This is a genomic window from Pantoea sp. NGS-ED-1003 (genome assembly GCF_000738765.1).
Taxonomy (GTDB): Bacteria; Pseudomonadota; Gammaproteobacteria; order Enterobacterales; family Enterobacteriaceae; genus Pantoea; species Pantoea septica.
Window position 1 is genome coordinate 415124 of record NZ_JPQA01000002.1, and the last position, 18955, is coordinate 434078.

Annotated in this window: 14 protein-coding genes and 1 pseudogene; 7 read left to right on the forward strand and 8 right to left on the reverse strand. The window is 58.6% G+C overall.

The features are described from left to right. Positions 1 to 11: 11 nt before the first annotated feature. Both JS46_RS05435 and JS46_RS05440 read right to left on the reverse strand, forming a co-directional pair. Positions 12 to 1370 (reverse strand): DUF3131 domain-containing protein, encoded by a 1359-nt coding sequence (locus tag JS46_RS05435; RefSeq protein ID WP_033748756.1) that lies wholly within the window; start codon positions 1368 to 1370, stop codon positions 12 to 14. Beyond that, positions 1367 to 3187, reverse strand: coding sequence for a glycosyltransferase (locus JS46_RS05440; RefSeq protein ID WP_033748757.1), 1821 nt, complete (start codon positions 3185 to 3187; stop codon positions 1367 to 1369). The genes JS46_RS05435 and JS46_RS05440 overlap by 4 nt, the downstream gene beginning before the upstream one ends. Positions 3188 to 3510: 323 nt before the next feature. Between JS46_RS05440 and opgC the strand changes: the two genes are divergently transcribed. From opgC to JS46_RS05465, 5 genes are read left to right on the forward strand one after another with little or no spacing between them, the layout of a single operon-like run. Further along, positions 3511 to 4725, forward strand: coding sequence for an OpgC domain-containing protein (gene opgC, locus JS46_RS05445; protein ID WP_033748759.1), 1215 nt, complete (start codon positions 3511 to 3513; stop codon positions 4723 to 4725). A gap of 14 nt (positions 4726 to 4739) precedes the next feature. Continuing rightward, positions 4740 to 5657 carry a hypothetical protein gene (locus JS46_RS05450; RefSeq protein ID WP_033748762.1) on the forward strand — a complete coding sequence of 306 codons (918 nt, stop codon included), beginning with the start codon at positions 4740 to 4742 and terminating at the stop codon, positions 5655 to 5657. 8 nt (positions 5658 to 5665) lie between these two features. Next, positions 5666 to 6901 (forward strand): PP2C family protein-serine/threonine phosphatase, encoded by a 1236-nt coding sequence (locus tag JS46_RS05455; RefSeq protein WP_033748764.1) that lies wholly within the window; start codon positions 5666 to 5668, stop codon positions 6899 to 6901. Further along, on the forward strand, positions 6891 to 7235 hold the full coding sequence (locus tag JS46_RS05460; RefSeq protein WP_033748765.1) for an STAS domain-containing protein: 345 nt from the start codon (positions 6891 to 6893) through the stop codon (positions 7233 to 7235). The genes JS46_RS05455 and JS46_RS05460 overlap by 11 nt, the downstream gene beginning before the upstream one ends. A 3-nt stretch (positions 7236 to 7238) precedes the next feature. Next, positions 7239 to 7676, forward strand: coding sequence for an ATP-binding protein (locus JS46_RS05465; protein WP_033748766.1), 438 nt, complete (start codon positions 7239 to 7241; stop codon positions 7674 to 7676). Here the strand turns inward: JS46_RS05465 and JS46_RS05470 are convergent. From JS46_RS05470 to ascF, 3 genes are all read right to left on the reverse strand, one after another. Then, a complete protein-coding gene (locus tag JS46_RS05470; protein ID WP_033748768.1) occupies positions 7673 to 8848 on the reverse strand; it encodes an esterase in 1176 nt (391 codons plus the stop codon). The genes JS46_RS05465 and JS46_RS05470 overlap by 4 nt on opposite strands. A 96-nt stretch (positions 8849 to 8944) precedes the next feature. Next, the gene (locus tag JS46_RS05475) at positions 8945 to 10375 is read right to left on the reverse strand and encodes a 6-phospho-beta-glucosidase (protein WP_033748770.1); all 1431 of its coding nucleotides are present in this window, start codon (positions 10373 to 10375) and stop codon (positions 8945 to 8947) included. An 8-nt stretch (positions 10376 to 10383) separates the two neighbouring features. Continuing rightward, positions 10384 to 11838, reverse strand: a complete 1455-nt coding sequence (ascF, locus tag JS46_RS05480; RefSeq protein ID WP_033748771.1) for a PTS cellobiose/arbutin/salicin transporter subunit IIBC — start codon at positions 11836 to 11838, stop codon at positions 10384 to 10386. Between the two features lie 270 nt (positions 11839 to 12108). Between ascF and JS46_RS05485 the strand changes: the two genes are divergently transcribed. Further along, positions 12109 to 13125, forward strand: a complete 1017-nt coding sequence (locus tag JS46_RS05485) for a LacI family DNA-binding transcriptional regulator (protein ID WP_033748773.1) — start codon at positions 12109 to 12111, stop codon at positions 13123 to 13125. Here the strand turns inward: JS46_RS05485 and JS46_RS05490 are convergent. Further along, a complete protein-coding gene (locus JS46_RS05490) occupies positions 13122 to 14138 on the reverse strand; it encodes a lipoate--protein ligase A (protein WP_033748775.1) in 1017 nt (338 codons plus the stop codon). The two genes, JS46_RS05485 and JS46_RS05490, sit on opposite strands and share 4 nt — an antisense overlap. Positions 14139 to 14292: 154 nt before the next feature. Between JS46_RS05490 and eptA the strand changes: the two genes are divergently transcribed. Continuing rightward, positions 14293 to 15927, forward strand: coding sequence for a phosphoethanolamine transferase EptA (eptA, locus tag JS46_RS05495; RefSeq protein WP_033748777.1), 1635 nt, complete (start codon positions 14293 to 14295; stop codon positions 15925 to 15927). A gap of 35 nt (positions 15928 to 15962) precedes the next feature. Here eptA and ascB read toward each other — a convergent pair whose 3' ends face one another. Both ascB and JS46_RS05505 read right to left on the reverse strand, forming a co-directional pair. Next, positions 15963 to 17360 (reverse strand): 6-phospho-beta-glucosidase, encoded by a 1398-nt coding sequence (gene ascB, locus JS46_RS05500; RefSeq protein WP_033748779.1) that lies wholly within the window; start codon positions 17358 to 17360, stop codon positions 15963 to 15965. 31 nt (positions 17361 to 17391) lie between these two features. Next, positions 17392 to 18771: pseudogene (locus JS46_RS05505) on the reverse strand (PTS transporter subunit EIIC); the annotation flags it as partial. Positions 18772 to 18955: the final 184 nt, after the last annotated feature.

Here is an 18955-nt window from a genome sequence, read left to right on the forward strand (position 1 = left end):
CCATAAAGATCTCATTTCGTTGTTACTCCTTGTTGCTGCGGCTGCTTAGCGGGTAAAGGGGCGGCGAGACAACCCAGGCAAAGAAGCTGGCCGTGGGCGATATAGGAGAGGCTCTCCAGCACCATCGCGTTAGTATCCGCATCGATAGCGGCGTTGACCGAACCGTCGGCATTGAAGCCCGCTTTCCAGCCCATGCCGGGTTCAATCATCGGCAGCATCCCTTTGCGCAGCGCCTCGCTCCAGCGGTTGCGGAACAGCGCATACCAGGCGAAGGCGGAACGGGTTGAGGTAAGGGCGCGGCTGGCGAGCGTTTCGCTGGCGCTGTCGTTGATGTTCTGGATGGGCAGCGGCTGGCTGCCCGGCAGCGCGCCGACGAAATCAGGCGCCTGCTCGGCGTAGTCGCTGTTGATCTCGCCCGCGTCGGACGGGGTGCCGGTGCGGTTCTGGACAATTTGCATAATGCGCCAGGTGATTTCGCCGCTGCGCGCGTCGAAACCCTGTTCCAGCCCGGTCAGCAGATAGGGCATGCTGATCAGGGACGGCTGCTTGCCCCAGGGCGTGCGCAGACCCTCATCAGGCACCGCATGGCCGTCGATCTCCACCAGCTTCAGGCCGTCCGGCGGCTGGCTGACCGCCAGACCGGCTGAGGCGTTAATCAGTCGCAGCACGCTGCCTGCATAAAGACGATAGCCGTAGCTGCCGCGCGGATCGTCGGTGCGGATGACCCAGCGGTTGACCGGCAAACTGGCGCCCTGCGGCCCGCTGCTCTGCAGCAGTCCCGCGAGCTGCCAGCGCGACAGTAGCTGATTGACCGCCGCCGCATGCTGCGGATAGCGCCACAGCAGGATCTGCAGCGGCATCAGCAGGCGCCCCATATCGATGGCCGAACCGGCGTTTTCATCCGCCGACGGCAGCGCCTCCAGCGTGTCGGCGTGGTAAAAGGCGGCAGGCAAACCATCCGGCTTCAGCGGAAGCGCGCCCAGCGCCTCCAGCGCCGAGCCGATGCGATCGTCGAACTCCGCGTCGGGAATGATGGCAAGCTGTTTCGCCGCGATCGCCGCGAGCAGGTAGCTGCCGGTGCTCCACAGGCTAAGCCAGGGCTTGTCCGCCTCGGCGTTCACCAGCCCGTTGGTCTGGGTGTTATTGACGAAATATTGCCAGGCGATACGCGCCCAGACCGCCTCGTCAAAGCTCAGTTCGCGCTGCTCAGGCAAGGGCGGGAACGACTTGCTTAGCACGATGCCGTCCGTGGTTTCGACGCGCGTCGGCATCTGCCGCTCGACCCACAGTACGATGGCGAAGCCGATTAAAAAGCCGATCAGAATCGTGAGATAGCTGCGCGCGCTGTAAATGCCCGATTTCAGGCTCATTCCGCTTCCGCCTCCTGCGTAGCAGGCGGCGTCCACATCGCCGCCATAATCATAGGCATCATGGCGGCGATATTGACCGCACCCCAGAAGATATTAATCACGTAGCCTGACGGATCGTCGACGTTGCCGCGCGCCACCTGTATGCCGCCCCAGATCAGGCCGAGCAGCGTCAGCGCCACGATCGCCAGCTGCGGCTTCACCAGATAGAGAAAACGCCCCGACTGCCGCTCTTTCGGCGTCACGTGAAACTTCACCTTCTCGCCGCGCAGCACGGTGCTCAAAGCGCGCAGGTTGACGGAGAAAAAGGCGAGATAGGAAGAGCGCCCGTCCCAGGCAGAGATGCCCCAGGTGCCGAACATAAACGCCAGTTCCGACACGATGAAAAAAGGCAGGAAGTGCAGGTAAAAGGGCGTCGAGTAAGCCGACACGGGCGGAATACCGGTAAAGAGATAGATCAGCGGCGAGATCAGAAACACGGTGTTCCAGATACAGGCGAGATAGGACCAGAAGGTGGTGCCGTACATGAGCGTCTGGCCCAGGCTGAGCTTAAAGCGGCGACGGCTGAAAATCTTGTCGTGAAACAGAATATCCAGCGAACCCGCCGCATATTTAAAGCGCTGGATCATCCAGGTGAGCAGGTCCTGCGGCGACAGCATTTTCGACTCGATGCCAGGATGCATGACCGAACGCCAGCGCCGCCCGCTGTCGCCGTGCAGCACGATAGAAGTGTAGATATCTTCCGATACGTGAAATTTGTAAGGCGTCAGCTCGGTATCGGCGATCACGTGCGGGCGCATCGCCAGACTCAGCGTGGCGCGCATCTCTTCGTCACGAATATCGCGGGTATGCCGCGAAATCTCCTCTTCGACGCTGAATACGTAGCTGCGCAAGGCCGCCTGCATCACCGCCTCACGACGATGAACCGACGCCGCGCCGCAGCAAAACGCGGCGTTCGCCCAGTTGCGGCGGCGCAGGATCACATCGTAGAACATGCGCGGATCGTTAAAAAAGGGATCGCTGCCGACCGTAAGCCGCCCGAACAGCCCCTCTGCGGCGCGGCCGAACAGATAGCCCGGCAGGCCAGCGCGGCGGCGCAGCCAGTCGGCGAAACGCTCTCCCTCCGGCAGATCGTAAAACCACTGCGGCGTCTGCACCCAGGCGACGTCGGGATCGCGAAAATAGCCCAGCGTATTGGCCAGCAGCGTGGGGAAAACGCGGGTGTCCGCGTCGCAAATCACCAGAAAGTCGCCGTCGGTCTGCTCCATGCCGTTACGGATGTTGCCCGCCTTAAAGCCGATATTGTTTTCACGCGTGATGTAGTTCACCCCTTCCTGTTCGCACACCGCGCGCATCTCAGGCCGCCGACCGTCGTCCAGCACGTGGATGGCGAGATCGAGTGGCGTGGGATAGGTCAGCTTAAGCGCATCCCGAATAGAGAGGCGCACCAGTTCAGGATCCTCGGAGTAGGTGGCAATAAAGAGATCGACCTTCGGCGGGCGCGGATCGGCGCGGTCCTGCTCCAGCAGACACTGGTTAATCTCGTCGGGCGGCGGCGGACAGGCGGGATCCTTGACCTGCCAGATATTGATGGTGAAGAGCAGCGTGCCGACCCAGGCGAGCGTTTCCGCCAGCGCAAGCGGAATGGCGTACCAGAGCGCATCCATATTGAGCGACTCCATCCAGCGCCAGCGGACGTAATTCGCCCCCAGAATCAGGCCGGCTACGGCCAGCACCTGCCAGAGCCGCATTACCCACAGCGGCGTATGGAGCGGAGCGGGCGGACGTCGGTGTTCAAAGCGTGAAAAGTAATAATCCATGGCGTCTCGTTTCAATGGCGGAAGCGTCTGTTGGTTATCTTTTCACCTGGTGGCAAGAGTTAATTCATTAGCTTATTAAATAGTGATAATTAAAGTATTTTTATGTTTTTAACGGAGCGATCATGCATAAATATTAACCAATAAATCCAATAACGCTCTCTGACAATTTATATAGTATTAAATTACAGCTATTTACAAGGAGATTAAGAATTTTTTCATTTCGGCGTGACTTAAACAGCAACAGCGCTAAACTTCTCCTTACAAAGTAACGATCTACTTCATTTAACTAAAAAATATCCTTACATCACTTACGGTAATCATTTATGGCGGATGTAGCGGTTGAGCCTAAAACGGTAAGCCTTGACTGGCGCGCGTGGCGCTATGCGGTGCCTGGCAAACGCGATCTGCGCGTCGATATGCTGCGCGGCATCGCGCTGGTGATGATGGTGGTGGCGCACACCGAGCTGCTGTCGCTGGTGAATATTTTTACCTGGGAGCGGTTCGGCCTGACCACCGGCGCCGAAGGCTTCGTTATTTTGTCAGGCTTTATGCTGGGCATGCTCAACCGCCAGCGACTGCAAAAAGAGGTGCTGCTGACGGTAAGCTGGACTCTGTGGCGGCGGGCCGGGAAAATCTATCTGGTCAACCTGACCATCATCGGCCTGATGCTGCTGCTGTCGCGCATTCCTTACGTCAACACCTTTGAAGTCACCCACTTCGTCGATCGCTACTCCGGCACCGTCTGGTCGCTGTTTCCCACCACGCCGCAGATCAAAGAGACTTGGTTCAATATCATTCTCTATCTGCAAATCGGGCCGCATCAGACGCAGATCCTCGGCCTCTATATCTGCCTGCTGCTGCTCAGCCCGCTGTTTCTGGCGCTGCTGAAGGGACGTCGCGCAGGCTGGCTGCTGCTGGCGTCGCTGGCGGGTTACGTCAGCTATCATCTCTGGCCGACGCGCCTGACGGTGGCGGAGTTTGAGTTCGCCTTTCCGCTGCTCGCCTGGCAGTTTATCTATGTGTTGGGCATGTGCTGCGGCTGGTACAAGGATGAACTGATGTCGCTGGCCCGCACGCCGGGCGGCTATATCGTGATGGGCATTATGGTGATCTATGCGCTGGTCATGATGTTCGTCGCGCAAAACCATACCAACCCCTTTATGCCCTCGTTTTTGCTGCTGCACGTTATTCCGCCTGCCGATTTCAACTGGTTTTACTACCATCTCGCCAGTAAAAACGCCCTTGGCCCCTGTCGCGTGCTGAACGATTTCAGCCTGATGCTGCTGGTTTATCTGGTGCTGACCTTTTGCTGGCGCCCCCTCGAACGCGCCCTCGGCTGGTTTCTTATCCCGCTCGGACAGCACTCGCTCTATACCTTTATCCTGCACGTTTTCGTGGTGATGGCGGTCAGCCAGTTCGTGGATTTCGACCTCTGGCACCAGGCGTGGATACGCAACACGCTGATTCATCTCGCCGCGCTGGGGCTGCTGTGGTGGATGGCGAAAAAAGAGATTGGCGGGCGTTTCATCCCTAATTAAGCGAGGAGTGCGGCATGGTTTACCCGGGGCTTTCGGCCAGAGGAGCAGGATGGCTGACTATCGCGTTCGCCGCAGGCGCGGCGGCGCCCGCTTTCGCCGTTGCGACCGACAACGAAACGGTTTCGGCGCACGAAGAGCCGATTCAGGCGGGGGTATTTACCAGCCGCTGGGGCCGCCTGTTTTCCGGCAATAAAGATAAGTTTTCCAGCGCGCTCAGCTTCTCAAGCGGGCTGAAAGAGCAGTGGATCACGATTCCTAACGGCGAGGAATCGGCGCAGCAAAAAAAGAAGATCAATCAGCTGGTGAACCTCAGCCTGCAGTATTCTCCCTACAGCTTCTGGTTCGCTAACGTTACGCTGCGCGCGCCTGTTACCGATTTCGATAAATACACCACCGATTTTCGCTACAGCTTCGGCTATGACGACTGGCACCCCAATACCTTTAGCCTGGTCTATAGCAACTATGGCGATAACCACCTGTTTCCCTCAGGCAACGCGCGCCGCACCTACTTCGAGCAGGGCGCCTTTACCTTCGCCTATAAATTTTCGCTGCCGAAGGCGCTGGAGAAGCATCTGCTTATCAACAAAGGGGACGCGCTCACCTGCCAGGTCGGCGTCAGCTGGGTGCCGCGCTACTATTCGCTGGCGGATAACGATCTGCGCTCCAATAAAGAGGTCGGGCTGGGCGGCTGCGGCTATACCTTTAAGCAGCACTTCTTTATTCGCGCCACCGCCTTCTGGTTTCCGCACTCTGAACAGCAGCAGCCGTGGAACGGTGACTACAGCTACAGCTTCGGCTATGCCGGCTATACGCCCGGCTCGTTTTCGCTCCAGTACAGCAACTACAGCGGCACGCGCTTTCCCGGCCGCAGCAGCGCCAACGCGAAATTTCGCGAGGGCACGATCTCGCTTATCTGGTTTCTTCCTTTCTGAGGTTTTTTATGGACGCGCTACCGCCTCAATCCGTGCTCATCGTCGACGACGCGCTGCTCTACCGCCGACTGCTGGCTGGCCTGCTGCGTCAATGGGGCTATCAGGTTTTTGAAGCGGAGAATGGCGAGCAGGCGCTGGCGCTGCTGGCGCAGGAAACCGTGAGTCTGGTGATCAGCGACTGGGAGATGCCGGTGATGGATGGCTTGACGCTGTGTCGTGAGATCCGCCAGCAGTTGCAGGATCGTTATATCTACATCATCGTGCTCACCGCGCGCGACAGCGTAGAGGATCTGCGCGTCGGTTTCGCCGCAGGCGCGGACGACTTTTTACGCAAGCCGGTCAATCAGGTCGAGCTGCAGGCACGCCTGCACGCAGGCGAACGTATTCTCCAGCTGGAGGGGACGCTGGCCAGTAGAAATCGCCGTCTCAGCGAAGCGCTGTCGCAGATCCAACAGGATTTGCAGGCGGCGGCCACGCTGCAGCGCAGTATTCTGCCGCCGCACCATCTGCGTCAGGGCGACTATTTCGCCGACTGGCTGTTTATGCCTTCCGCATGGGTATCCGGCGATCTCTTTCATCTCTTTCCTCTCGACGATAAAGCCGTAGGTTTTTACTGCGTCGATGTCGCCGGACACGGCGTAACGGCGGCGATGATGTCGGTGGCGGTGGCGCGCCAGTTTCTGCACGGTCGCACGGTCGATCCCTTTCTGTTCGACGGCGAGGCCGTTACGCCGCCGTCGCAGGTGGTGCGCATTTTGAACGAGCGCTTTTGCGCGCAGCATCCCGAGGTCACCAGCTATTTCACCCTGGTATACGGCGTGATCGATCGTCATAGCGGCGAAGGGCGGCTCTGTCAGGCGGGCCATCCTACGCCGTTTATCGTCAGCGACAGCGGCGCGGTGCGCGAAATCGGCGAGGGCGGCCCGCCAGTTGGGCTGCTTGAGCACCTCGACTGGGACGAGTACGCCTTTCACCTGGCCCCGGGCGAACGGCTTTGCCTTTACAGCGACGGCATCAGCGAGTGCGAAAACGCAGATCAACAGATGTTCGGCGCCGCGCGACTGGAAGCCTTGCTGGCCTCGCTGCACGACCACTCCATCGAGGCGCTGCTGGCAGCGGTGGAGCAGTCGCTTAATCAGTGGCGCGGCATGACTACGGATGGAGCCGCGTCAGCGGCGGATGATATTTCCCTGCTGGTGATTGAACGTCAGCAGGGCTTAACGGGAGATAAAAATGAAATTTGAAACTGAAAAGATCGACCAGGCTTTACTCTTCACGCCGGTGGTGCGCCGTCTCGACGCCTCCGTCGCGCTACGTTTCAAAGAGGCGGTGGCGGCGGTGATCCAGCAGGGCGAAACGGCGCTGATCCTCGACTTTTCGCGCGTCGATTTTATCGACAGTAGCTGTCTGGGCGCCCTGATTTCGCTGCTGAAGTCGCTGAGCGGCAAGGGGCAGCTGGTGCTTTGCGCGCTCAACGCCAATATCAAAGCGATGTTTGCGCTGACGCGCATGGATCGGGTCTTTACCATCTGTGCCGACCGCAGCGAGGCGATCGCCGCGATCAACGAAGGAGGCTGATCTATGTCCGAACACGCCCAGGAAAAAGAGCTACGGCTGCCCGCGACCATTAACAGCCTGACCACGCTTGGCGTCGCGCTGCGTCAGTTTCTGGCCGCGCTGCCGGTGAACGAGGGCTGGATCTATCCGCTTGACCTGGCCTTATGCGAGGCGGCGAGCAATATTATTCGTCACGGCTATCATGACGACGCCACGGCGTGTTACAGGGTCAATTTTAGCCACGACGGTCGCGCGGTCACGGTGAAACTCTGTGACAGCGGCGTGCCGGTGCCGGAGGAGAAGCGCCAGCCGCCGGTGAGCGATCCCGATGCGCCGCTGACGCTGGAGAGCCTGAGCGAGGGCGGCCGCGGCATGCAGCTTATTTTTTCAGGCGTGGACCGGGTCAGCTACCATCAGGGGGAAACGGAAAACCAGCTGACCCTGGTGAAAACGCTGCCTTAGTTTTCTGTCTTGAACAGTTTCTGCACAAAATCAATATAGGCCGGGCGCCAGACATCCATTTCATGCCCCAGTTTGGGATAGCTATGCCAGTCGCTGCGGATGCCGCGCTGATCCAGCTGCGCCTTTAGCCCGGTCATATCACGTCCGGTGATAATGTCCTCTTCGCCGCTCACCAGCGTCAGCAGCTTAAGCTGGCGATTGATCGCTGCCGGCTTCTTCATCTGCGCCGCCACGCGAAAGTCAGGCACCGTTTCAGTGGTCACGCCGCTGAAAATCCCTAGCCAGGCGAACTTATCCAGATGACGCATACCGCTGACCAGCGCCTGATAGCCGCCCTGAGAGAGACCCGCCAGCGCCTGGCTGCCGGCATCTTTGCGCACCGGATAGCGCGCGGCCACCAGCGGCATAATCTCCTCTATCAGCTCTTTATCCGCTGCCTGCGCGTTACGCGGATAGAAAACCTCGCGGCGCGTGGCGGGAGCAAAGCTTTCTGGTATCGCACCCTCGGCGTCGGTTTCGGTATCCGGCATCACCACCAGCATCGGCACGATTTTCCCCTCGGCGAGCAGGTTGTCCATAATCTGCGGCACGCGTCCCTGGGTCAGCACCGACATGCCGGTATCGCCAAAGCCGTGATAGTAGTAGAGCACGGGCAGCGGCGGCGAGTCGGCGCGCGTGCCGGGCGGCACCCAGACGGCGATGCGTCGTTCGCGCTTCAGCGACGGCGAATGCCAGCTCAGGGTGTGGATCTCGCCGTGCAGCACTTCGCGATCGTCCAGCAGGCTCCCCGGCACGAGGATCAGGCTGGTATTCACCTGCCGCTGCGGTTTTGCCAGCGCATTGCCCGTGTCGACACTGCGAAAACCGTCTACGTTGAAAAAGTATTCATATAAGCTGGGCTGCAGAGGTTCGCTGGTAAAAGACCAGATGCCCTGATCGTTTTTGGTCATGGGATGCGAGACGTAACGATCGGGCGTGGGTCCGGTCACGACCTCGACCGCTTTGGCGGCAGGCGCCCATAACTGCCACGTTATCGTATTGTTAGCGTTGACGTGGCTAATATACTGTTCCGGCGGAAGGGTGTCGGGCGGGCGCTGAGGCAGCGGAATCGCCAGCGGCGACTGGCTCCATATCGCCAGAGTCAGGCCGAGAAAGAGGCAGCGAAAATTCATCAGATATCCTTAACAGAATGCAGGTGCGTTAAGTGTGGCATAAGCTGAGAAAATTGAGCTGCCGCGCATGAATTTTGCTGCCTGATTCACCCTCTCTTAGCTGAGATCGCGGCCGTTGCTGGCGATCACTTTTTTGTACCACCAGAACGATTTTTTGCGCGAGCGCGCCAGCGTGCCGCGTCCTAAATCATCCCGGTCGACATAGACGAAGCCGTAGCGCTTACTCATCTCGCCAGTCGAGGCGGCGACCAGATCGATGCAGCCCCAGGTGGTGTAGCCCATCACCGGCACGCCGTCGTCGATCGCCTGCGCCATCGCCCGAATATGCTCGCGCAGATAGCTGATGCGGTAGTCGTCGTTGATGCTGCCGTCCGCCTCCACCGTATCCTGCGCGCCCAGCCCGTTCTCTACCAGAAACAGCGGCTTCTGATAGCGGTCGTACATCATGTTCATGGTGATGCGCAGACCCAGCGGATCGATGCCCCAGCCCCAGTCGCTGCGTTTAATATAGGGATTGGTTAGCGACTTCACCACGTTGGCAGCGCTGCTGTTCTGCTCGTTCATCTCCGCCGAGGCGCAGCGTGACGCGTAATAGCTGAACGACACAAAGTCGACGCTGTTTTTCAAAATATCTACGTCGTCGCTCGCCATCTCGATAGTGACGCCTTTCTCGCGGAACAAGCGGGCGGCATAGGAGGGATAGGCACCTCTGGCCTGCACGTCGATAAAGAAGAGATTCTCGCGATCCTTCTCCAGCGCCGCCCAGACATCTTCCGGCTTGCAGGACCAGGGATAAAAGTTGCCGCCCGCCAGCATGCAGCCGACCTGGTTGGCCGGGTTGACCTCGTGGGCAATTCGGGTCGCCAGCGCGCTGGCCACCAGCTCGTGGTGCGCCGCCTGATACTTCACCTGATCCTGATTCTCGCCCGCTTCGAACGCCAGTCCCGCGCCGGAAAAAGGGCTGTGCAGCAGAATGTTAATCTCATTGAAGGTGAGCCAGTATTTCACCAGCCCGTCGAAGGCCTCAAAGCAGGTGCGCGCATAGCGGGCGAAGAAATCGACCATTTTGCGGTTGCGCCACGAGCCATACTCCATGACCAGATGCATCGGCACGTCAAAATGACACAGCGTAACCAGAGGCTCGATACCGTACTTTTGGCACTCCTCGAACAGGCTGCGGTAAAAAGCGATGCCCTCCGGGTTGGGCTCGCGTTCATCGCCGCGTGGGTAGAGGCGGCTCCAGGCAATAGAGGTGCGGAACACCGTAAAGCCCATCTCCGCCATCAGCGCGATATCCTCTTTATAGCGGTGATAAAAATCGATCGCCTCATGGCTCGGATAGTATTCGTCTTCGCGCAGCGCAAAGCGCTTCTCTAACCCCAGCTTAACCGGCATGCGCGCGGCGCCGTGCGGGATCATATCAACCGTCGTCAGGCCTTTCCCGCCTTCACGATAGCCGCCTTCAGACTGATTCGCGGCGAGTGCGCCACCCCATAAAAAACCTGCTGGAAATGTCAGTTCCGACATAAATTACCTCAATGATGGACTGCTGCCTTAACGGGCTTAATCGCGTCGGATGGCGTGGGCGAGGCGCTGGCCTCGGGCGCGCTTTCCGGAATATCTTCAAAACCTAAAATCAACGTCAAAATAAAAGAGAGCACCACGGAGAGCACCATCACCGCCACCACCCAGACGATGCTCATCGGATTGGCGGGATCGAAAAACTGCACGCTGGTAAAGAGTCCCGGCGACGCCATCGAGTGGCTGGCGAGCCCGCCGACCCCGGCAACCGCGCCGCAGACAAAGCCGCTGATCAGACAGGCGACCAGCGGACGCTTCAGACGCACCGCCACGCCATAGAGCGCCGGTTCGGAAATGCCCGCGACAATCGCGGAAGCGGCAGCGGCGAGGGCGGTCTGGCGCAGTTCGCGGTTTTTGGTTTTAAAGGCGACCGCCAGCGAGGAGCCGCCCAGCGACAGGTTGGCGCCGATCTCCGACGGCATCACCATGCCCTCTTTGCCGCTCTCTGCGATGGTCTGAATAATGGTCGGGGTGAAAACGCGATGCATGCCGGTCATCACCAGCAGCGGCCAGATCGCGCCCATAATCGCCACCGAGAGCCAGCCGAGATAGCCGTGCACGGTATAAACCAGCGCGGAAATGCCGCTGCCGATCCAGATGCCGAGCGGGCCAATCAGCAGAATGGCGATCGGCGCGGCGACCAGCACGATCAGCATCGGCTTCAGGAAGTTTTTCGTCACCGCCGGCGTGATGCGGTCGATGATGCGTTCGATATGCGACAGGATCCAGGTCATCACCAGCGCCGGGATCACCGTGTAGGTGTATTTCACCGGCGTCACCGGAATCGACGCGAAGTCCACCGCCTGACCCTGCGCCGCTTTCGCCATCAGGTCGATAAAGCCGGGATGCAGCAGCACGCCCGCAATGGCGATTGCCAGCGACATATTGGTTTTAAATTTCAGCGAGGCGGATGCGGCGACCATCACCGGCAGGAAGAAAAAGGCGCCGTCGCCGATCACCGTCAGGATGGTCAGCGTCGAGGAGCCTTTCGGCAGCACGCCGCTCATTTCGAGCACCATCGCCAGCAGCTTCACCATCGAGCCGCCGATAATGGCCGGTATCAGCGGCGACATGGTACCCACCAGCGCATCGAGAATGCCGGCGCCGATGCTTCTCAGGGTGATTTTACGTTTCACTGGCGCGCCGCCTGAGGCGGCTGGGGTACCGAGTTCCAGGATCGCCTGATAGGCCTTGCCGACGTTGTTGCCGATAATGACCTGACACTGTGTATCGTTGTTGACCACGCCCATCACGCCAGGCAGCGCTTTGAGCGCGGCGCTGTCGATCAGGCCGCGATCTTTAACCACGAACCGCAAGCGCGTCATGCAGTGGGTGACCGCCTCAATGTTCTGCATACCGCCCAGCGACTGTACGATGGCGCGAGAGACTTCTGCGTAGGGATTAGGCATAGTTTTGCGTCTCTGTTTTTATGAGTAGAGTGTTTTTTACCGGCCGCCTGCTGTTGTAGGGACAGAGTGCGCGCTGATTCGCTAAGGCGTGATGATGCGCCATAGGAAACCGGTTTCACAAAATCATGAACAGTTGCAAAATTGATAACAAGATGGCAAATGCGGATATTTTTCAAACTGTGACTGGCATCACTTACTGGATTGATGCTTGTCGAGCGGCGTCTGAGGTTAAGTAGACTGCTCAGCTGATTGAGGGAAAAGGAAAAAATTATGGCCACCATACTTGAGGTCGCGAAACGGGCGGGGGTGTCAAAAGCCACGGTTTCCAGAGTGCTGTCGGGCAATGGCTATGTCAGTCAGGAGACGCGGGAAAAGGTGATGCAGGCGGTGGCCGAAACGGAGTTTCGTCCTAACCTGCTGGCGCGCAATCTGTCGGTGAAATCAACCCAGACCATAGGACTGGTGGTAACCAACACCCTCTACAGCGGCAACTACTTTTCCGAGCTGATGTCGCACTCCGCGCGCATGCTGGAACAGCAGGGCCGCCAGCTTATTCTGGCCGACGGCAAGCACAGCGCGGCGCAGGAGCGGGCGGCGATCGACTTTTTGCTCGACCTGCGCTGCGACGGCATCATCATCTATCCGCGCTTTCTAACCATCGACGAAATGGACGAGATCATCGCGCAGCACAAACAGCCGGTGCTGGTGGTAAACCGACGCCTGCGTCAGCACCACAGCTTCTGCATCTACGCCGATCAGAAGCGGATCAGCGCGATGGCGGTACAATCGCTTATCGATCTCGGCCATCGGGATATCGCCTTTATCACCGGCTCGCTCGATTCCCCGACCGGCCTTGAGCGCCTGGCCGGCTATAAAGCGGCGCTGGAAGAAAACGGCATCCCGCTGCGCGAGGCGCTCATCGCCCAGGGAAACTGGCATGCGGAGAGCGGTGCGCAGGCCACGTCTGCGCTGCTCGCCAGCGGCTGCGCCTTTAGCGCGCTGGTGGCCAGCAACGACGAGATGGCGATCGGTGCTATCAAAGCGCTGACCACGGCGCAGATCGCGGTGCCGACGCAGGTGTCGGTGCTGGGCTTTGACGATATTCCGCTCGCGCCCTTTACCGTGCCCGCGCTTTCCAGCGTCAAAATCCCCGTCACGCAAATGATTCAGGAGGCGATTGCGCGCCTGCTGGCGATGCTCGACGGCGGGTCCTGGCAGGACGCCGAGGCGTTCGCCGCCAGCCTGTCGCTGCGCGAATCGGTGATGCCCGGCCCCTTTGCGCGCTAGCGGACGCTGGCGGTAAGCCAGCTTTCCAGCTGCGTCAGCTCCTCATGCTGCGCGGGCCAGGCCGTTTTCAGCTGCGCCACCGCGGCGGCCAGTGTATCGGGACGATAGGCGACGCCCTGCAGCTGCGTCGCCAGCGCCTCCAGCGGCGCAGGATTCAGGCTATCGCTAAAAATCTGACAGCGGCTGATCATGCCGCGCTCGACGTCGAAATGGATCTCCACGCCGCCCCAGGCAAAGCGGGTATCGAGCAGGTGAGAGAAATCGGGCGACTGGCCGAAGTTCCACTCCCAGCTGCTCTGCCGCGCAAACTGATCGGCAAAGCCAGGCAGGTCGGGCAGCGCCTCCGGCGAAATGCGTTCCGGCTGGCAGCGCGCCTGATAGTAATCGAAAAAAGATTCGGTGACGGCGTCACAAATAGCGGTGTAATTTATGGCTGGCGCGATTTCCGTTAAATTCGCTACGCGCGAGCGCACCGAGGTGATGCCTTTGGTTCGCAGCTTTTTGATGTCCGGGTTGAGATAATCCGCCAGCCGCGACAGATCGGAATTGATTAAAAAAGTGCCATGATGGAAGCCGCGATCGGGGGTTTCATGATAGGCGGAGCCGGAAATTTTGCGCATCTCTTCACCGCGTCTGACCACGATATCGTTACGTCCCGACGCTTCGGCTTCAATCCCCAGCCTGCTCAGCGCGTGCAAAATGATGCCGGTCGAGACGCTCTTGTCATATTCCGGCTTGCCCGCCATAAAGGTAAAGCAGCAGTTGCCCAGGTCGTGAAACACCGCGCCGCCGCCGCTGCTGCGTCGCGCCAGCTTGATGCCGTCCTGCGCCATACGCCGCGTGTTGCACTCTTTCCAGGGATTTTGCGCCCGGCCGATGACCACGGTTTCGGCGTTGCGCCAGAGAAATAACACCTTCTGCGTGGCGGGCATCTGGCGGTAAATGCACTCCTCGACGGCGAGGTTAAACCAGGGATCGTTGGATTCCGAAAGCAGTAGGCGCAGCGTGATCATCTCTTCTCCTGTGATCGTAAGCAAGGCGGGCGACAAGTTTAACGCGCTTTGCCGCCGTCAACATGATGGCGCGTGCTCTGATTAAAGTGGCTTAAGGTTTCCCTAAAGTTAATACAGCATGCTGCCCGCTCCTGTTAACAGATGGACTGCAAGCATGTTTTTCCCACTCAATAAAAGACCGACGCTAAATCGGCTCTCTTTTCTGCTGCTGTTTTCGGTTTATATCGCGGTATTTCTCAACCTGGCCTTTTATCACCAGGTGATCGCCGCCATGCCGCTGGATAGCGTGCGCAACTGGCTGGTGTTTCTTTCGATGCCGCTGGTGGCGATGTCGGTGATTAATATCGTCGTGACCACCGCCTCTTTTATCTGGCTCGATCGCGCGGTGATCGCGCTGTTTATTCTGGTCTCCGCCGCCGCGCAATATTTCATCTGGAATTATGGGGTGATTATTGATCGGTCGATGCTGGTGAATATCCTCGACACCACGCCGTCAGAGAGTCTGGCGCTAATGACGCCGCAGCTGGTGGCGACGCTGCTGCTTTCCGGCGTCGTTATGGCGGCTTTGGCGTTCTGGGTGCGCATTCGTACGACCAGGCCCTTCTGGAAAAGCGCTGTTTATCGCATTATCAGCGTGGCGGCGTCGGTGATCTGCATTCTGCTGGTGGCGTCGCTGTTCTACAAAGATTACGCCTCGCTGTTTCGCAATCAGAAAGAGCTGGTGAAGTCGCTCAGCCCGTCCAACTCCATTGCCGCCACCATCTCCTGGTATAAACACAACCGGGATATGAATCTGCCGCTGGTTAAAATCGGCGAAGACGCGCATCTGCAACCTGCGATGCAAACGGGCAAAAAGAATCTGACCATTTTAATCGTCGGCGAAACCTCGCGCGCCGCGGATTTCTCCCTTTCCGGCTACGATCGCGAAACCAATCCGCTGCTGAAAAAAGATAACGTCACCTATTTCCCGCATACCGCCTCCTGCGGCACAGCGACGGCGGTGTCGGTTCCCTGCATGTTTGCCGGTATGCCGCGCGTCCACTATGACGACGCGCTTGCCGGACATCAGGAAGGGCTGCTGGATGTGATTCAGCGCGCCGGCATCAAGGTGTTGTGGAACGATAACGACGGCGGTTGCAAAGGCGCCTGCGATCGCGTGCCGCATCAGGATGTGTCCAGCCTGAACCTGGCGGGCATGTGCATCAAAGGCGAATGCTATGACGAGGTGCTGTTTCACGGGCTAGAGGCGTATATTCAGCAGCTGCAGGGTAACGGCGTTATCGTGCTGCATACCATCGGCAGCCACGGCCCGACGTATTACAATCGCTATCCGCCGCAATTCCGCCGCTTTACGCCGACCTGCGACACCAATCAGATTCAGGACTGTTCGCAAGAGCAGCTGGTGAATACCTATGACAACACCTTGCTGTACGTCGATTTTATCGTCGATAAGGCGATTAAGCTGCTGCAGGCGCATCAGGACAGATTTACCACCAGCCTGGTCTATCTCTCCGATCATGGCGAATCGCTGGGCGAGAACGGCACCTATCTACACGGGATGCCTTATGCCATCGCGCCAGAGGTGCAGAAACATGTGCCGATGCTGATCTGGCTGTCGCCGGACTATCAGCAACGTTATGGGGTGAACAAAAGCTGTCTTGATAAGCTGGCTGCGCAGGATAACTTTTCGCAGGATAACCTCTTCTCCACCATGCTGGGGCTGACCGGCACGGCGACTAACGTCTATAAAGCGGATGACGATATTCTGACTTCCTGCAGGAAAAGCTAATCGTGAAAGCCCTGCCAGCGCAGGGCTTTTTTTTGCTAGCGGCTGAGCGTCGCGCCACGGCTGTTGATCACGTCGCGATACCAGTAAAAGCTCTTTTTCCGGCTGCGTTTCAGCGTGCCGGAGCCGTCCTGATGACGGTCCACATAGATAAAACCATAGCGTTTCTCCATCTCCGCTTTTGAGGCGCTGACCAGATCGATCGGTCCCCAGTAGGTGTAGCCCATGATCTCTACGCCATCATTAAGCGCTTCCCAGACCTGCACCAGATGATCGTTGACGTAACGAATGCGGTAGTCGTCGTTGATCTGGCCGTCTGCATCAGGCTTTTCCCTGGCGCCAAGGCCGTTTTCAACGATAAACAGCGGCTTCTGATAGCGATCCCATAAAATATTCAGCAGGGTGCGCAGCCCGACGGGATCGATCTGCCAGCCCCATTCCGAGCTGTCGAGATGGGGATTGGGCACCATATCGAGAATATTGCCGCGTAGCTTTTCCGCCTGACTGGCGTCGGCGGTGGCGCAGCCGGACATGTAATAGCTGAACGAGATGAAATCGACCGTATGGCTCAGCGCCTCGACGTCAGTCGGTTCGGTGTGCAGCGTAATATTCTGCTCGCGAAAGTAGCGTTTGATATAGCCTGGATAGCGGCCGCGGCACTGTACGTCGCCGAAGAACAGCCAGCGCCGATTCTCCTGCAGCGCGGCGAACACATCATCAGGCTTGCAGGTCAGCGGATAGAGCAGACCGCCAAGCAGCATATTGCCGATGCGCGCATCCGGGATAAGCTCATGACAGGCTTTCACCGCCAGGCCGCTGGCAACCAGCTGATGATGTATAGCCTGATAAATCTCCGTCTGACTCGCGTCGCCCTGTAAACCCACGCCGGTTAGCGGCGCGTGCAGCGACATATTGATCTCATTAAAGGTCAGCCACAGCTTTACCTTGTTGCGATAGCGCGTAAAAACGGTACGCGCGTAGCGTTCGAAGAAGGTAATGAGCTGGCGATTAGTCCAGCCGCCATAGTTCTGCACCAGCCCCCAGGGCATCTCATAGTGCGACAGCGTCACCAGCGGCTGGATATTATGACGCGCCAGCTCGTCAAACAGCTTATCGTACCAGGCCAGGCCCGCCTCGTTTGGCTGCTGTTCATCGCCCTGCGGAAACAGCCGCGCCCAGGCGATAGAGACACGCAGGCAGGTAAAGCCCATTTCCGCGAACAGCGAGATATCCTCGGGATAGCGATGATAAAAATCGATAGCGATATCTTTGATGTTGAAGTCGCCTGGCTGGCGTTCCACCACCGGCCCAAAAATGCCCTGAGGCAGCATGTCGGAAGTGGATAATCCTTTGCCGTCTTCGCGATACGCGCCTTCAGCCTGATTAGCGGCCAGCGCACCTCCCCATAGAAACTCCTGCGGAAATTCACTCTTCATGGACGTCTCCTTTTTATCACAGCGCTTAACCGGCGTCGGCGCGCTGCGGCTGTGGTAAGCCTGCAACCACTGTCAGCAGGCAGGCAAGAATCAGGGAAAAGGCGGCGCCGACGATCGCGCCCCAGACGGAGCTATCAATGCCGCTTGCGGGAATGATCTGCGCCAGCGTGAAAATACTCGCCAGCCCGAACGAGTAAGCCTGGCTATGGCTCAGCGCAACGATAGCGCCGCCAAGCGCACCGCCGACGCAGCCGAAAATAAAGGGGCGACGGCTGGGGAGCGTCACGCCGTAGACGGCGGGTTCGGTAATGCCGAATACCCCAGAGATAACGCTCGAGCCAGCCAGCGCTTTTAGTCGCGCGTCGCGCGTTTTCAGGAATACGCCAAGCGCGGCGCCGACCTGACCAAATACCGCGGGCAGCAAGATAACCAGCATCGGATCATGCCCCAGCACCGCCATGTTGTTCATCATTAGCGGGATCAGCCCCCAGTGGACGCCAAAAATCACGCAGACCTGCCACACCGCGCCGAGCAGTCCGCCAGCCAGCCAGGGCGCGGCTTTGTAAACAAACTGGAAGCCGTCCGCCAGCAGCTGGCTAAGGGCGGTCGCCAGCGGGCCGATCGCCAGAAAAGTCAAAGGCACGGTCACCGCCAGACACATGAGTGGCGTAAAGAAGCTTTTCACCGCCGAGGGCATGATCCTGTCGCACTGGCGCTCCAGCCAGCAGCAGAACCAGGCGGAGCAGATGACGGGGATTACCGACGAGGCATAGTTGATAAACACAATCGGCACCCCGAAGAAGGTCGCAGTTTCTCCCGTCGCCGCCGCCTGAAAAGCAGCCAGCATGGTGGGATGAACCAGCGCGCCGCCAATAACCAGGGTAACAAAAGGTTTGCCGCCGAACTTTTTACCGGCGGTATAGCCGAGCACCAGCGGCAAAAAGTAAAACAGCGCGTCGGCCGCAGCGAATAATATCCGCCAGGTTCCGCTGCTTTCCGTTAGCCATCCTGCCGCCTGGCAGAGAGCAAGCGCGCCTTTCAGAATACCGCAGGCCGCCATGACGCCGAGAAAGGGCGTGAATATGCCGGACACCACATCGATAAAAGCCGCCGCCAGCGCCTGCTTTTCTTGGTGTTGCGTTGGCGCGCCGCGCTTTACGTCGTTCAGGCCCGCTTCCCGACAGAGCGCTGCATACACTTCCTGCACATGACTGCCGATCACCACCTGAAACTGACCGCCGCTTTCGACCACCATAATGACCTCTGGATTGGCCTTCAGACTTTCAGCGTCCGCCTGCTGGCTGTCGTTGAGCTTAAAGCGCAGCCGTGTGGCGCAATGCACCAGACTACGAATATTCTCTTTGCCGCCGACCTGCCTGAGTATGTCCTGAGCGAGTGCCTGATATTTCATTTTTATACCCGCGTTGATTCAAGATTAATAAAGCGCAAAAAAAAACCTGAGAAGACTTATTACAGCACCGCTGCGATAAGTCTCTCAGGTTTTGCCTGTTGGAAGTAACAACCCCGAAACAGAAAGAAATTAACAGTCGACGGTAAAAGAGTCCAGCCTCATCACCAGTATTATTGTGATGTTG